Origin of the sequence: Streptomyces sp. NPDC021622 (assembly GCF_040640795.1) — a bacterium.
GTDB lineage: Bacteria > Actinomycetota > Actinomycetes > Streptomycetales > Streptomycetaceae > Streptomyces.
The window spans coordinates 16,497-31,082 of the sequence record NZ_JBFACK010000018.1 but is presented as its reverse complement, the minus strand read 5'-3'; the positions used below and the strand labels follow the sequence as shown (position 1 = coordinate 31,082).

Below are 14,586 nucleotides of genomic sequence, written 5' to 3'. Positions count from 1 at the left end.
ACCTGCCCTGGAGGGCTGGTGCGGGACTGATGGAGAGCTCACAGGTTCGAGAAGCGGGCAACCTTCTGGGGCCTGTGTTCGTCGGTTCTTAAGGGCAGGTGCTCATTGTCACGTCCGGAAAAGACCGGATCGGCAGGAGTTTGTCCCAGGGTGCGGTGTTAGCTTCGTGAGCTGACTCGACGTACGTATGTGGACTAGACGGAAGCGGAGCACTCAGAGCCATGGGCCGAGCGGAAGAGCGACAGGCGCGGCAGCGCGGCGCGCGCCGGGCAGCGCGCCCGAGCCCAGCCGGCGGCGGCAAACCCAAGCGCAGCGGCATACGGCGCTTCTTCACGCTGAAGAAGATCCTCGGCACGTTCTTCGGGCTCTGCCTGCTCGGCATGCTCGGTTTCGTCGTCCTCTACATGGTGGTCGACGTGCCCGAGGGCAACGCGGCGGCCAAGCTGCAGAGCAACGTCTACAAGTACAAGGACGGCTCGGTCCTCGCCAGGACCGGCGAGCTGAACCGCGAGGTCGTCGACCTGGAGAAGGTGCCCAAGGAAGTCCAGAAGACGTTCGTCGCCGCCGAGAACAAGTCCTTCTACAAGGACACGGGCGTCGACTTCAAGGGCACCGCCCGCGGCCTGATCAACACCGTCAGCGGCAAGGGCAAGCAGGGCGGCTCGACGATCACCCAGCAGTACGTCAAGAACTACTACCTGACGCAGGACCAGACGGTGACCCGCAAGCTCAAGGAGCTGGTCATCTCCCTGAAGGTGGACCGCGAGACGAGCAAGGAAGACATTCTCGCCGGGTACATCAACACCAGCTACTACGGCCGCGGCGCCTACGGAATCCAGGCCGCGGCCCAGGCGTACTACGGCGTGGACGCCGAGAAGCTGGACGTCTCGCAGGGCGCCTATCTCGCGGCCCTGCTCCAGGCGCCGAGCCAGTACGACTGGACGTCCGCGACGCCCGCGAGCCGCAAGCTCGTCAAGGAGCGCTGGAACTACGTACTCGACAACATGGTCGAGGAGAACTGGCTGCCCGCGAGCAAGCGCGAGGGCCTGACGTTCGACGTGCCGCAGAAGCCGCAGGCCGCGCCGGGCCTCGAGGGCCAGACCGGCTACCTGGTCAAGGAGGCCAAGGCCGAGGTCATGCGGGCCGGGCACCTCAGCGAGGAGCAGTTCGACGCGGGCGGCTACACGATCACGCTCAACATCGACAAGAAGAAGCAGAAGCTGCTCGAGAAGGCCGTCGACAAGAAACTGAACGACCAGCTTGACCCGGACAAGCGCAAGGCGGACGCCCGGGTGCAGGCGGGCGCGGCCTCCGTCGACCCCAAGACCGGCAAGGTCCTCGCGATGTACGGCGGCGAGGACTATGTGAAGCACTACACGAACAACGCGACGCGGCGTGACTACCAGCCCGCGTCCACGTTCAAGCCGCTGATCCTCGCCGCGGCCCTGGAGAACGGCAGCAAGACGCAGTCCGGCCAGCCGATCACCGCGAACACGGTCTACGACGGCACCAGCGAGCGCCCGGTCAAGGGCAGCGAAGTCGCCTTCGCCCCGCCGAACGAGGACGACAAGAGCTATGGCCCGGTCACCGTCCAGAAGGCGATGAACAAGTCCATCAACTCCGTCTTCGCGCAGATGGGCGTGGACGTCGACATGGAGAACGTCCTGAAGACGGCCGGCGATCTCGGCATGGACGTCGACGGCCTGCCCGCCGTGCCCGCGCAGACCCTGGGCACGATGGGCGCGAGCCCGCTGGAGATGGCGGGTGTGTACGCGACGCTCGACAACCACGGCAAGAAGGTCACCCCGGCGATCGTGGCGTCCGTCGAGCACAAGGACCGCACGATCGAGCTGCCGGACCCGATCGGCGAGCAGGTCGTCGAGCGCGGCACCGCCGACTCGCTGACCTCGGTCCTGACGGGTGTGGTCGACGACGGCACGGGCAGCGCGGTGCGCAGCCCCGTGCAGGACGTGGCGGGCAAGACCGGCACCTCCGACGACAACAAGTCGGCCTGGTTCACCGGCTACACGCCGAAGCTGGTCACCTCCGTCGGCCTGTTCGGCGAGGGCGCCGCGGGCACGGCCGAGGAGAGCAAGCAGGTCTCCATGCGGGGCGCGGGCGGTCTGCCGCGCGTCGACGGCGGCAGCTTCCCGGCCCAGATCTGGGCGGCGTACACCTTCGACGCGATGGGTTCGCCCAGCGAGTTCGACCTGGACACGTCCATGGGCGCGGCCATCGCGCCGCCGCCGGACCCGACGACGCACGCCCCGCGGGAGCCGACCGAGGAGCCGGAGGAGCCCAAGGACCCGACGACGAAGCCGCCGACGGAGACCCCGTCCAGCGAGCCGCCTACGGAGGAGCCGAGCACCGAGCCGCCGACGGATGAGCCCACGACCGAGCCGCCCACGGACGAGCCGGAGGAGCCGGACCCGTCGGACTCCATCGAGATCCCGGAGAACCCGAACGGGGCCCGGCCCGGCAGGGACTAGGCCTGACCGGGCAGCCCGGCCTGACCGGCTCTAGCCGCCGCCGACCTTCGTCGCGACGCGGTCGCCGATCTCCTTGTCCACGTTGCGCCAGTACTGCAGGGCGCGTTCGAGGACCGGCGCGCTCACGCCGTCGAGCAGGTGGCCGCTGATGTTCGACACGAGACGCTCGCGCGCCGCGTCGTCGAGGACCTGGCGGACCTGTGTGCCCGCCTGCCCGAAGTCGTCGTCCTCGCGGTGCAGCTTGTAGGCCTCGCGGACCATCTCGCCCGCGGACTCCCAGCCCGCCGGGTCACCGAACCGGCCCTGGTAGTCGGCCGCGGGACCGCCGTAGGAGTTGGGTGCGTACGGCGCCGCGGTGTTGGCCGGCTCGTACCGCATGGGCCCGTCCTTGGCGTACGAGTTGACCGCCGAGTGTGCCCGGTTCGGCGGCAGCTGCGCGTAGTTGGGGCCGATCCGGTAGCGGTGCGTGTCCGGGTACGAGAAGAGGCGGCCGAGCAGCATCTTGTCCGGGGACGGGCCGATGCCCGGCACCAGGTTCGACGGCTCGAAGGCCGCTTGCTCGATGTGGACGAAGAAATCCTCCGGATTCCTGTTCAGGGTCATCCGGCCGACCTCGATCAGCGGGTAGTCGCCGTGCGGCCACACCTTGGTCAGGTCGAAGGGGTTGAAGCGGTAGTCCGGCGCGTCCTCGAAGGGCATGATCTGGACGTGCACCGTCCAGCTCGGATGGTCGCCCTTCGCGATCGAGTCGAACAGATCGCGGCGGTGGGCGTCGCCGTCCTGGCCCGCGAGCTCGTCGGCCTGGGCCTGGGTGAGGAAGTCGATGCCCTGGTCGGTCTTGATGTGGTACTTGACCCAGAAGCGCTCGCCGCCGCCGTTGACCCACATATAGGTGTGCGAGCTGTACCCGTTCATGTTGCGGTACGTCTTCGGGATGCCCCGGTCGCCCATCAGCCACGTCACCATGTGCGCGGACTCGGGGGAGAGGGTCCAGAAGTCCCACTGCATGTCGTGGTCGCGCAGGCCGTTGTCGGGGCGGCGCTTCTGCGAGCGGATGAAGTCCTGGAACTTCTGCGGGTCACGGACGAAGAAGACGGGGGTGTTGTTGCCCACCAGGTCGTAATTGCCGTGCTCGGTATAGAACTTGAGCGCGAAGCCGCGCGGGTCACGCCAGGTGTCGGGGGAACCCTGCTCGCCCGCGACGGTCGAGAAGCGGGCCAGCATCTCGGTGCGTTTGCCCGGCTGGAAGAGGTCGGCCTTGGTGAACTGGCTGACGTCATTGGTGACTTCGAAGATTCCGTACGCGCCCGACCCCTTGGCGTGCACCACCCGCTCGGGGACCCGTTCGCGGTTGAACTGGGCCATCTTCTCGATGAGGTAGTGATCCTGGAGCAGGACCGGTCCGTTCGCGCCGACGGTCAGCGAGTGCTCGTCGCTCTCGACCGGCACGCCGGCGTTGTTCGTCGTGTACGTCATGAGCGTCCTCCCATCGGACGGAGCTCGGGGACACGTGCCAGTGAACTCCGCCGACGGGACGTCGGCAACATTTACCAGGTTCGGACAGGGTCTAATTCCGGCTCGATTCCGGGGTCGAGCCGTGGTTCAGCTCGAACCACACCACCTTTCCGGTGCTCAGCCGGGTCGCCCCCCAGCGCCGGGCGAGCCGGTTGACGAGATAGAGCCCGCGTCCGCCCTCGTCGGTGGTGCGCGCCTGCCGCACCCGAGGCAGCTGTGGCACGTCGTCGCCGACCTCGCAGCGCAGCACGTCGGTGCGCAGGAGCCGCAGGGTCACCGGGCGCGAGGCGTACCGCACGGCGTTGGTCACGACCTCGCTGACGAGCAGCTCCACGGAGTCGGTCAGCTCCTCCAGGCCCCAGCGCTCCAGGGCGCTGCGGGCGAGCCGCCGGGCGCGCGAGGGCGTCGCGTCCTCGGGCTCCAGGAACCAGTACGCGACGTCGCTCGGCGCGATCCCGTCGAAGCGGGCGGCGAGCAGCGCGATGTCGTCGTCCCGGTCGCCGGGGCCGAGCATGTCGAGCACCTCGTCGCAGAGCGCCTCCAGGGGCGGCGGGTGGTCCGGGCCCGTCAACTGGGCGGTGGCGGCGAGCCGTTCGCGCAGCTGCTCTATGCCGGTCCACACGTCGCGCAGGCGTGACTCGACGAGCCCGTCCGTGTACAGGAGCAGCGTGGCACCGGCGGGCGCGTCCAGCTCCACCGCCTCGAAGTCCACACCGCCTACGCCGATGGGCGCGCCCGGCGGGACCCGCAGGACCTCGGCGCGGCCGCCCAGATGCAGCAGGACGGGCGGCGGATGCCCGGCGTTGGCGATGGTGATGCGGTGCGCGACCGGGTCGTAGACCGCGTACAGACAGGTCGCCATGCGGTCCGAGCCCAGGCGCTGGGCCTGCTCGTCCAGATGGTGCAGGACCTCCTGGGGCGGCAGGTCGAGCCCGGCCAGGGTCTGCGCGGTCGTCCGCAGCTGGCCCATGATCGCCGCCGATGTCATGGAGTGGCCCATGACGTCACCCACGACCAGGGCGACGCGGCTGCCGGGCAGCGGGATCGCGTCGTACCAGTCGCCGCCGACCCGGGCCGTCTCGGCGGCCGGGAGGTAGCGCGAGGCGAGCCGCACGCCGGTCGGGCGCGGCAGCGTCTCCGGCAGCATGGTGCGCTGCAGCTCGTCGGCGATGTACGCCTCGCGGCCGTAAAGCACCGCCTTGTCGATGCCGAGCGCGCTGTGCGTCGCGAGCTGCGCGGCGACCAGGAGGTCGTCCGCCTCGAAGGGGTGGCGGTCGGGGCGGCGCAGGAACACCGCAGCGCCGATCACCCGGCGCCTGCCGCGCAGCGGGGCGAGGATCGTGCGCTGCCCCGTCGGCACGCTCCGGCCGTCGCCGAGCAGTTCGGGCAGCGCGGCGCGGGCGCCGGGGGAGTCGGCGAACACCGGGCGTACGCCGCGCAGGACTTCGGCGAGGGCCCCGCCGGGGCGTACCTCGCACAGCTCGGCGGTCGTCACCAGGTCGGGCTGCACCTGGAGCGCGGGCATGGTGCCGCCGTCGGTGTCCGGCTCCTCGGGGATCCGGTCGGTGCGGCGCAGGCGCAGCATCAGCGCACCGGTCGGCCGCTCCTCGCCGACCGGCAGCGGGTCGCGCAGATAGACCAGTATCGCGTCGGAGAACGTCGGCACCGTGGCCCGGCACAGGCCCATGACGATCTCGTCCAGGTCGATGCCGCGGGCGATGCGCCGGGTGGCCGCGCCCACGAAACGCAGCCGGTCACCGTCGCGGCGCATCGCGGCGGGGCCCGATCCCGGCGGCCGTGGCTGCCCGGTGCGCCGCTCTTCGCCGCCGGGACCGCCGGGACTGCCGGGGCCGGCCGCGGGCCTGGGCTGCTCAGGTCCCGGCTGGGACGGCACGCCCTCGGGCACGGGGCGCGGGCGGTGCGGGTCGGGCTGCGAGGCCGGGGCACCCGACGACTGGGCGTGCTCGTCGCTGGGGCTCGCGGCGGGGTCGCCGGTGCGGGCCTGGGCGGACCCCGCGTCGCCGGTCCGTGCCTGTGCGGGTAAAGCGGGCGCGCCCGTGCCGCCCGGTGCCTCCTGGGCACGCACCAGCGCCCCGCGAGGGTCCGCGGGGGCGGTCGGCCGGGCAGCTCGGGGCTGTCGGCCTTTGTCGGGGGTGGGGTGCTCCGTCACGCGTTTCGATCCGTCCGTCCGGGGCTGCGCCGTGGTCTCCGGGGGCTAGGTGGGTCAGCCGCGTCGGCAGTGCAGGAAGAGCTGGTGCTCGGGTGGTACGTCGGTGCTTGCGGGGGCGTAGGAGTACGTGTCCTCATCGATGATGTCGAAGCCCGCGTCACGCACGACCTGCCGCAGTTCGTCCCGCAGGTAACCGGATACCCGGATTGTGTGCCCCAGGAACGGAATTGCCGCGTCATCCAGATCGGCCTCGACCATGGACAGTGTGAGCAGGCCATCGGGGCGCAGCAGTCCGTGCAGCAGCCGCAGGGCGTGCGGGATCTCCTCGCGCGGCAGCATGAGGAGCGCGAAGAAGGCCACGATCCCGTCGAAGTGCCCCACGCCGTCCGGCCCTTCGGCCCGCAGCTGAGCCACGTCGAGCTGCCGGAACTCGGCCCCCGGCGCAGACACGTTCTTCCTGGCCAGTTCGAGCATGCCGGCCGACAGATCGACGCCGAGGACGGTGTGCCCGGCGTCGGTGAGCTGACGGGCGGTCGGCAGTCCGGTCCCGCAGCCCACGTCGAGCACCCTCGCCCCGGGCGGCAGCGCGTCGGCGATCCGGCGCCCGGCGGCCAGTTGGCCCTCCTTGTGCGGGAAGGCATCGTCGTACTGCTGCCCGATGGCGTCGAACGCTTCGGCCTGGCCCGTGCGGTCGGGCGCGCCGGATGGCCCGCCGTACCTGTCGAACTCGCTCGCCTCGCTCACGTTCTGCCGCTCCTCGATGACAACCAGTCAGGCATCGTGCAAGCTCAGGGAGTTGCTGCTGAGTTGCTGCTGTGCGCCCTTGCGGAGGACGATCCTACGTTTGAACCATGGGGGCGCATCAAGGGTCTCATGACGTCACATGCGCGGGCGTGCGGTCCCAGTCATCCGGAAGGGGCGGAATGCCCCAGTCCGGATCGGGCCGCCACTGCTGCCAGTTGTCCGAAAACGGTGCGCCCCACGCGTGGATCACCTCGATCGCGGCGAGCCCCGCGGCCCGCACTTCCTGCGCTTTTGCTTCCCCCATCAGTCCGGCACGCTGAGCCTGTGCGAACTCATCCTCGTCGTGCCAGCTCCAACTGCGGTCCGGTCGCACAGAGATGTCCAGAAAGTGATCCTCGGAATCGATGCCTCCGGCCCAACGTGCGCGCGGCTCTTCGAGGTTCACGTACCAGTTCTTGAACTGCCATCCCGGATCCCAGAAAAGCCACACCGACCACGGCTCGGCCGGCCGCGCCAGTTTCAGCACGCCGGTGCCGAACCAGCGGTCCCTGCTCAGGGCGCGGGGTTTGGTGTACCGGGTGGCGAGGGGCTCGTGGTGGACGGGCGTCCCGTCGGCGAGCACCGGCTTCACACACTCCGTCCCGGGCGCCATCCAGACGGCGAGCAGCTCGTCCGTGTCCTGTACGACGGTGACGGGCCGGCAGATGTGCACCCGCTCCCCGGCGTTCTCCTTGTACCGCCACAGCACGTGGGAGCCGGGGGCCCAGCGTGCGTCGTCGCTGCTCGTCGTTGGCGGCGTCATGTGCTCTGTCATGCAGAGATGTTAGTAGCCCGGCAGGACCGTCCGGCGGCGGCTCCCTGGGCCGGGGCGTCCGCTCCCTAGGGCCGGGTCATCCGCAGCACGTCAAGGGCCGCGTCGAGCTGCTCCACCGTGAGGTCTCCCCGCTCGACGTACCCGGAAGCAAGGACGACCTCCCGGATCGTCGTCCGCTCGGCCAGTGCCTTCTTCGCCACCTTCGCCGCCTCCTCGTACCCGATGTACTTGTTCAGCGGAGTGACGACGGAAGGCGAGGACTCGGCGTACTCGAGGGCCCGTTCACGGTTCGCCGTGATCCCGTCCACCGTCCGGTCGGCGAGCAGCCGCGACGCGTTGGCGAGCAGCCGCACGGACTCCAGGACGTTCTTGGCGATGACCGGAAGCATCACGTTCAACTCGAAGTTGCCCGCGGCCCCCGCCGCGGCGACCGTCGCGTCGTTCCCGGTGACCTGCGCGGCGACCATGAGCACCGCCTCGGGAATCACCGGATTCACCTTGCCCGGCATGATCGACGAACCGGGCTGCAGATCGGGCAGGTTGATCTCGGCGAGCCCGGTCCGGGGCCCGGACGCCATCCACCGCAGGTCGTTGGAGATCTTCGTCAGGCCGACGCCGATCGTGCGCAACTGCCCACTGGTCTCGACGATGCCGTCCCGCGCGCCCTGCGCCTCGAAGTGGTCCCGCGCCTCGGTCAGCGGAAGACCCGTGGCCCGCGCCACCTCCGCGATCACGGCGGCCGAGAACCCGGGCGGCGTGTTGATCCCGGTGCCCACCGCCGTGCCGCCCAGCGGCAGTTCGGCCAGGCGCGGCAGCGAAGAGCGCAGCCGCTCCACGCCGTACCGCACCTGTGCCGCGTACCCGGCGAACTCCTGGCCGAGCGTCACCGGCGTCGCGTCCATGAGATGCGTACGCCCGGACTTCACGACGTCCGCGAACTCCTCGGCCTTGCGCTCCAGGGACGCGGCGAGGTGCTCGAGGGCGGGGATCAGATCGCCCGTCACGGCGCCCGTCGCCGCGATGTGGATGGAGGACGGGAAGACGTCGTTCGACGACTGCGAGGCGTTCACGTGGTCGTTGGGGTGTACGTCGCGACCGAGCCGCTCCGTGGCGAGCGTGGCGAGCACCTCGTTGGTGTTCATGTTCGACGACGTGCCGGACCCCGTCTGGAAGACGTCCACCGGGAAGTGCTCGTCCCAGCGGCCTTCGGCGACCTCGCCCGCCGCGTCGGCGATCGCCTGCGCGATGTCCTTGTCGAGCACGCCGAGCTCCGCGTTGACCTTCGCGGCGGCCGCCTTGATCTGCGCGAGAGCGGCGATGTGGGCGCGTTCGATGCGCTGCCCGGAGATGGGGAAGTTCTCCACCGCCCGCTGTGTCTGGGCCCGCCACTTGGCGTGTGCGGGGACCCGCACCTCGCCCATGGAGTCGTGTTCGATCCGGTACTCACCGCTGGCGTCGCTGGTCATGCCTCGAACCTACCTCTCCGTCAGAACCCGCTGAAAAGTTGAGCACTTGTCTTGTTCCAGGTATTCCCAAGCGCCCTACTGGCCAGTAAAAACCGGGGGTAACACCAAACCGGGGAGGCGCGATGAAGCGCACCAGAAGCAGCCGCCAGGGCAGGCTGAGATGTACGTTCGCGGCGGCCGTCGCGATGGCGGCGGTGTTCGGCACGGCGGCGATGCCCGCCCAGGCGGCGGACGGCAACGGCGGGAGCCCGAAGGCGGCACCGGCCTCGACGCCGCTCCCGCCCGACCTGGAGAAGATCCGGGCGGAGGAGGCCACCAAGCTCTACGGCGACCCGGCCGAGCGCCCGCTCGCCGACCGCAAGACCGGGCTGATCTCGCTCGGCGACAGCGAGATCTCCGGGGAGGGTGTCGGGACGTACGAACCCGGTACCGACGGCCCCGACAACTGGTGCCACCGCTCCCCGGACGCCGCGATCCACCGCACCGGCATCCCGGCCGACGTGACGTACAACGTCGCCTGCTCGGGAGCGAGCACCGTCAACATCAGGATCGGCGGCCAGAAGCAGTACGCCGACGAGCTGGTGCAGAGCGACAACCTCGCCATCAAGGCCCGGAACACCAAGATCAAGACGATCCTGCTCGTCATCGGCGCCAACGACGACCTCGAATTCGCGCCGGTGATGACCGACTGCGTCACCCGCTATCTGCTCAGCCAGGGAGCCTGCGCCGGCAAGTACAACGACGGCTGGCAGGCCCGGGTCGACGCCCTCGTGCCCAAGGTCGAGCAGTCCATCCGCGACCTGAAGACCGTGATGAAGGACGCGGGCTACCAGGAGGGCGACTACAAGCTCGTCGCCATGGGCTACCCGAGCCCGGTCGGCCCGGACTTCCGCGACAACCCGAACTTCCCCGGCAAGCTGGCCTGCGGCGGTCTCGGCTACGACTCCGACACCGCGTGGGCCCGCAACTACGCGGTGCCGGCCTTCGAGACCGGCATGCGCAAGGCCGCGAAGAACGCCGGCGCGACCTACCTCGACAACTCCCGGCTCTTCCACGGCCACGAGGTCTGCATGGAGGACACCTGGGCGCGCGGGCTCTACATCGAGCTCTCCAACCCCTTCCCGCCGGACTCCAATTCGGTACGGCAGTCCTTCCACCCCAACGCGCGGGGCCACGCGGCCTTCGCGTCCTGCCTCACCCAGATCCACAACTCCGCGCAGCGTGAGGCCAGTTGCGCCGACCCGGCGAGCACGGGCAGCCCCAAGCTGTACCCGGGCGGATGGGACGACGCGTACAAGCCCCTGAAGAACCAGGGCACGGGGACCTGTGTGGACGTCGACGCGTCGAGCAGCCGCAACGGCACCAAGGTCCAGGGCTGGGACTGCACGGGCAACCGCAATCAGACCTGGTGGTACGACGGCGGCCCCGGTGGTCAGCAGTCACTGCACACCGGTCTGACCCAGGACCGCTGCATCGACGTACCCGGAACGGCGAAGGAAGGCACCGCCGTCACGCTGTGGAACTGCCACGGCGGCGCCAACCAGAAGTTCGTGCGCGAGGCCGGGACCCTGCGCCCCGCGTCGGACACCGGGCTCTGCCTGGGGCTCGCATCGCCCAAGGAGCCGCTGAAGCTCCAGAAGTGCGACGGGTCGCCGAACCAGAAGTTCGCGTAGGCCCCCGTTCGCCCCGGGCCTCCTCCGCCACCGCCCTCCAGGAGGCGGGCCCGGGGCGAACGTCGGAGAATGAGGAAGGGAATGAGGGGGGGGAGACCCACCACCTCACAGGAGGCGGCACATGATTCCCCACCTCAGGACCCTCGGCGCGCTCGGCGTCTGCCTGGCCGCGTCCGTCGCCCTCACCGCCTCGTCCCCCGCGTTCGCCGCGCCCACCCAGGACGACGAGACGTTCACGCTCTATGCGAAGGAAGTCGCGAGCGAGGACGACGAGGGTGAGAGCGAGCAGCAGGCACCCGAAGTCGGGGACAGCTTCGCCTTCGCCGACGACCTGTATGACAGCAAAGGCGGTGGCAAGGTCGGCAGGGACGGCGTGACGTGCACCGTGGTGCGCGCCGCCGACCCCGGCGACCTGCTGTGCGTGGGCACCTTCGTGCTCTCGGGCGGCCACATCGCCGGTCAGGCCGTACTGCCGCTCACCGAGTCGGAGCAACAGCCCACGTTCGACATCGCGATCACGGGCGGAACCGGCGACTACGAAGAGGCACGCGGCTACATCCACTCCACCGATGACGGGGACTACCAGAAGCTGGAGTTCCATGTCAGCAAGTGAACGGCCCTGACGGGGTGCTGCCGCCGAGTCAGCTCAGGCCGGGGCCCCGCACCGGGATGCTGGTGAACGTCGGCGCCGGGGCCGGGTTCTGGAAGAAGTCGTCGCCCTTGTCGTCCACGACGATGAACGCAGGGAAGTCCTCGACCTCGATCTTCCAGACGGCCTCCATGCCGAGCTCCTCGTACTCGACGACCTCGACCTTCTTGATGCAGTCCTGGGCGAGGCGCGCGGCGGGGCCGCCGATCGAGCCCAGGTAGAAGCCGCCGTGCGCGGCACAGGCATCGGTGACCTGCTTCGAGCGGTTGCCCTTGGCGAGCATCACCTTGGAGCCGCCCGCGGCCTGGAACTGCTCTACGTAGGAGTCCATCCGGCCGGCCGTGGTCGGGCCGAAGGAGCCGGACGCGTAACCCTCGGGGGTCTTCGCCGGGCCCGCGTAGTACACCGGGTGGTCCTTCAGGTACTGCGGCATCTCCTCGCCCGCGTCGAGCCGCTCCTTGATCTTGGCGTGCGCGATGTCGCGGGCCACGACCAGGGGGCCGGAGAGCGAAAGCCGTGTCTTCACCGGGTACTTGGTGAGCTCGGCGAGGATCGCGTCCATGGGCTGGTTCAGGTCGATCCTGACGACGTCCGAGGCCTCGTCGAGGTGCTCGTCCGTGGTCTCCGGAAGGAAGCGCGCCGGGTCCGTCTCCAGCTGCTCCAGGAAGACGCCGTCGGCGGTGATCTTCGCGGTGGCCTGGCGGTCGGCCGAGCAGGAGACGGCGATCGCGACGGGCAGCGAGGCGCCGTGGCGGGGCAGGCGCACCACGCGTACGTCGTGGCAGAAGTACTTGCCGCCGAACTGCGCGCCGATGCCGATCTTCTGCGTCAGCTCGAAGACCTTCTCCTCGAGCTCCTTGTCCCGGAAGCCGTGCCCGGTCGGCGAGCCCTCGGCGGGCAGCTCGTCCAGGTAGTGCGCGGAGGCGTACTTGGCGGTCTTCAGGGCGAATTCGGCGCTGGTGCCGCCGACGACGATCGCCAGGTGGTACGGCGGGCACGCGGCGGTGCCGAGCGAACGGATCTTCTCCTCCAGGAACTTCATCATGGAGGCCTCGTTCAGGACGGCCTTCGTCTCCTGGTAGAGGAACGACTTGTTGGCCGAGCCGCCGCCCTTGGCCATGAAGAGGAACTTGTAGGCGCCGCCGTCGGTCGCGTACAGCTCGACCTGCGCGGGGAGGTTGGAGCCGGTGTTCTTCTCCTCCCACATGGTGAGCGGAGCCATCTGCGAGTACCGGAGATTGAGCTTCGTGTACGCGTCGTAGATGCCGCGGCTCAGGGCCTTCTCGTCCTCACCTTCGGTGAGGACGTTCTGGCCGCGTTTACCCATGACGATCGCCGTGCCGGTGTCCTGGCACATGGGCAGCACGCCGGCCGCCGCGATGTTCGCGTTCTTCAGCAGGTCGAGCGCCACGAACTTGTCGTTCGACGACGCCTCGGGGTCGTCGATGATGCGCCGCAGCTGCGCCAGGTGCGCGGGCCGCAGATAGTGCTGGATGTCGTGGATCGCCTCGGCGGCCAGCTTGCGCAGCGCCTCCGGGTCGACCTTGAGGAACGTCCGCCCGTCGGCCTCGAAGGTGGCGACACCCTCGGAGGTCACCAGCCGGTACGGGGTGGTGTCCTCTCCCAGCGGGAGCAGATCGGAGTACTCAAACTCTGGCATTACGGCCATTCCTCACTCGGCAGACGGCGGCGCGGCCTCCATTGGCGACGCGCCAACCAGCGTAGAACGCGACAGGACGGCCGAGTCTGTGAGGTAAGGCTCAGTACCGCGGTTCGAGGGGTAGTCGCGATCTATCGCGTTTGGGTACGCTGACTGGTGTGGACCTAGAGAAGCGCCCTCAGCAGCCATCGCCGGAACCGCGGCCCGCAGCCCTGCGCGCCTCCGACGCGGACCGGGACCGCACGGCGGACATCCTCCGCGAGGCCCTTGCCGAGGGCCGGCTGACGGCCGAGGAGCACGGCGAGCGCATCGACGGCGTCTACCGCGCGAAGACGGTGGAGGAGCTGGCTCCCCTGGTCAGCGACCTGCCCGCGGCCGGCGCTTCCGGGTATGCGACGGCGGCTCCCGAGCCGGTCCCCTCCCGGCCGTCGGACGGCATGGTGCCCCCGGTCGCCGACGAGAACCTGGTCGCGGTCTTCAGCAGCTCGGTGCGCAAGGGCCGCTGGCGGGTCGGCCGCCGCACCCATGCGTACGCGATCTTCGGCAGCGTAGAGATCGACCTCAGCGAGGCGATCTTCGAGCAGCGGCAGGTCGTCATCAAGGCGGTCTCCGTCTTCGGCAGCGTCGAGATCCGCGTCCCGGAGAACATCTCGCTGCGGGGCAGCGGCACGGGCGTGCTCGGCAGCTTCGAGGTGGAGACGCTCGACTCGGCCGAGCGCGACGCCCCGGTCGTCTTCGTCGACGGCTTCGCGGTCTTCGGCAGCATCGAGGCCCGGCCCAGGCGCGGCAAGCTGGTGCGCGATCTGCACAAGCAGCTGCGCAAGCACTTGGGGCACTGACGGCCCTCGGGGGCGGCGGCGGGCGTACATCGGAACTCAGTGCATAGGCGCATGCACAGCGGGTAGAGCTTGCTGCATCGTCTCTCGCTCGCGAAGCCGTCGTCAGGAGTAGACCCGTGCTGCAGCCGTCGCATCAGTCCCTGCAGGTCGCCGCCGTTCCCGGCCAGCGGGTGCCAGTGCGCGATCGGAATCAGGACTCCCCATGGCACACCGAAGCGGTGTGCAGGCGAGACGAGGCGGGGCTGTTCTTCGCCCCGTCCAAGGAACCGACCGCCTCCCGCCTCTCCCGCGAGGAAGCCGCCAAGCGTGTCTGCGGCGGCTGTCCCGTGATGGTCGAGTGCCGGGAGCACGCCCTGCTCCAGCCCGAGCCGTACGGCGTCTGGGGCGGCCTCACGGCCGCCGAGCGCCGCGTGGTGCTCGCCCGGCGCCGCAGGCGCGAGCTGGAGCTCAAGAAGGCGGCGCACACCGCAGGCCCGATCGCCGCCGCCGGATAACAGTCGGTACGCCGAAGGGGGCGTCCCCCGCACGGGGCGCCCCCTTCGACGTACGCAACTGGCGCTTCGCAGG

Annotated in this window: 11 protein-coding genes; 5 read left to right on the top strand and 6 right to left on the bottom strand. The window is 69.8% G+C overall.

Annotated features, from left to right (window positions below):
• Nucleotides 1-221 precede the first annotated feature (221 nt).
• Nucleotides 222-2,489: a transglycosylase domain-containing protein gene (locus AB0G47_RS30920; RefSeq protein WP_360776755.1), complete on the top strand. Its 2,268-nt coding sequence runs from the start codon at nucleotides 222-224 to the stop codon at nucleotides 2,487-2,489.
• 30 nt (nucleotides 2,490-2,519) lie between these two features.
• On the opposite strand, the gene AB0G47_RS30915 is transcribed toward AB0G47_RS30920, so the two are convergent.
• The 5 genes from AB0G47_RS30915 to AB0G47_RS30895 form a co-directional block, all read right to left on the bottom strand.
• Nucleotides 2,520-3,965 (bottom strand): catalase, encoded by a 1,446-nt coding sequence (locus AB0G47_RS30915; protein ID WP_360776753.1) that lies wholly within the window; start codon nucleotides 3,963-3,965, stop codon nucleotides 2,520-2,522.
• A gap of 91 nt (nucleotides 3,966-4,056) precedes the next feature.
• Nucleotides 4,057-6,174 carry a SpoIIE family protein phosphatase gene (locus AB0G47_RS30910; RefSeq protein ID WP_360776751.1) on the bottom strand — a complete coding sequence of 706 codons (2,118 nt, stop codon included), beginning with the start codon at nucleotides 6,172-6,174 and terminating at the stop codon, nucleotides 4,057-4,059.
• Between the two features lie 54 nt (nucleotides 6,175-6,228).
• Entirely contained in the window at nucleotides 6,229-6,918 is a 690-nt protein-coding gene (locus tag AB0G47_RS30905) for a class I SAM-dependent methyltransferase (protein WP_360776749.1), read from the bottom strand.
• 127 nt (nucleotides 6,919-7,045) lie between these two features.
• Nucleotides 7,046-7,732 carry a DUF402 domain-containing protein gene (locus AB0G47_RS30900; RefSeq protein WP_360776747.1) on the bottom strand — a complete coding sequence of 229 codons (687 nt, stop codon included), beginning with the start codon at nucleotides 7,730-7,732 and terminating at the stop codon, nucleotides 7,046-7,048.
• Nucleotides 7,733-7,797: 65 nt separating this feature from the next.
• Nucleotides 7,798-9,198: a class II fumarate hydratase gene (locus tag AB0G47_RS30895; protein WP_360776745.1), complete on the bottom strand. Its 1,401-nt coding sequence runs from the start codon at nucleotides 9,196-9,198 to the stop codon at nucleotides 7,798-7,800.
• Nucleotides 9,199-9,320: 122 nt separating this feature from the next.
• On the opposite strand from AB0G47_RS30895, the gene AB0G47_RS30890 reads away from it, so the two are divergent.
• Together AB0G47_RS30890 and AB0G47_RS30885 are read left to right on the top strand one after the other, a co-directional pair.
• On the top strand, nucleotides 9,321-10,871 hold the full coding sequence (locus AB0G47_RS30890) for a ricin-type beta-trefoil lectin domain protein (RefSeq protein WP_360776743.1): 1,551 nt from the start codon (nucleotides 9,321-9,323) through the stop codon (nucleotides 10,869-10,871).
• Between the two features lie 121 nt (nucleotides 10,872-10,992).
• On the top strand, nucleotides 10,993-11,484 hold the full coding sequence (locus AB0G47_RS30885) for a dirigent protein (protein WP_360776741.1): 492 nt from the start codon (nucleotides 10,993-10,995) through the stop codon (nucleotides 11,482-11,484).
• A gap of 28 nt (nucleotides 11,485-11,512) precedes the next feature.
• Here AB0G47_RS30885 and AB0G47_RS30880 read toward each other — a convergent pair whose 3' ends face one another.
• Nucleotides 11,513-13,180, bottom strand: coding sequence for a fumarate hydratase (locus AB0G47_RS30880; protein ID WP_360776739.1), 1,668 nt, complete (start codon nucleotides 13,178-13,180; stop codon nucleotides 11,513-11,515).
• Nucleotides 13,181-13,338: 158 nt separating this feature from the next.
• Between AB0G47_RS30880 and AB0G47_RS30875 the strand changes: the two genes are divergently transcribed.
• Complete coding sequence (locus AB0G47_RS30875) at nucleotides 13,339-14,019, top strand: DUF1707 domain-containing protein (protein WP_360776737.1); 681 nt, start codon at nucleotides 13,339-13,341, stop codon at nucleotides 14,017-14,019.
• A gap of 116 nt (nucleotides 14,020-14,135) precedes the next feature.
• The gene (locus AB0G47_RS30870) at nucleotides 14,136-14,513 is read left to right on the top strand and encodes a WhiB family transcriptional regulator (protein ID WP_360776735.1); all 378 of its coding nucleotides are present in this window, start codon (nucleotides 14,136-14,138) and stop codon (nucleotides 14,511-14,513) included.
• Nucleotides 14,514-14,586 lie beyond the last annotated feature (73 nt).

What these genes read in the sequence shown, in the direction of transcription:
- AB0G47_RS30920 (WP_360776755.1), top strand. Translation starts at nt 222, where the DNA reads ATGGGCCGAGCGGAAGAGCGACAGGCGCGGCAGCGCGGCGCGCGCCGG.
- AB0G47_RS30915 (WP_360776753.1), bottom strand. Translation starts at nt 3,965, where the DNA reads ATGACGTACACGACGAACAACGCCGGCGTGCCGGTCGAGAGCGACGAG.
- AB0G47_RS30900 (WP_360776747.1), bottom strand. Translation starts at nt 7,732, where the DNA reads ATGACAGAGCACATGACGCCGCCAACGACGAGCAGCGACGACGCACGC.
- AB0G47_RS30895 (WP_360776745.1), bottom strand. Translation starts at nt 9,198, where the DNA reads ATGACCAGCGACGCCAGCGGTGAGTACCGGATCGAACACGACTCCATG.
- AB0G47_RS30890 (WP_360776743.1), top strand. Translation starts at nt 9,321, where the DNA reads ATGAAGCGCACCAGAAGCAGCCGCCAGGGCAGGCTGAGATGTACGTTC.
- AB0G47_RS30885 (WP_360776741.1), top strand. Translation starts at nt 10,993, where the DNA reads ATGATTCCCCACCTCAGGACCCTCGGCGCGCTCGGCGTCTGCCTGGCC.
- AB0G47_RS30880 (WP_360776739.1), bottom strand. Translation starts at nt 13,180, where the DNA reads ATGCCAGAGTTTGAGTACTCCGATCTGCTCCCGCTGGGAGAGGACACC.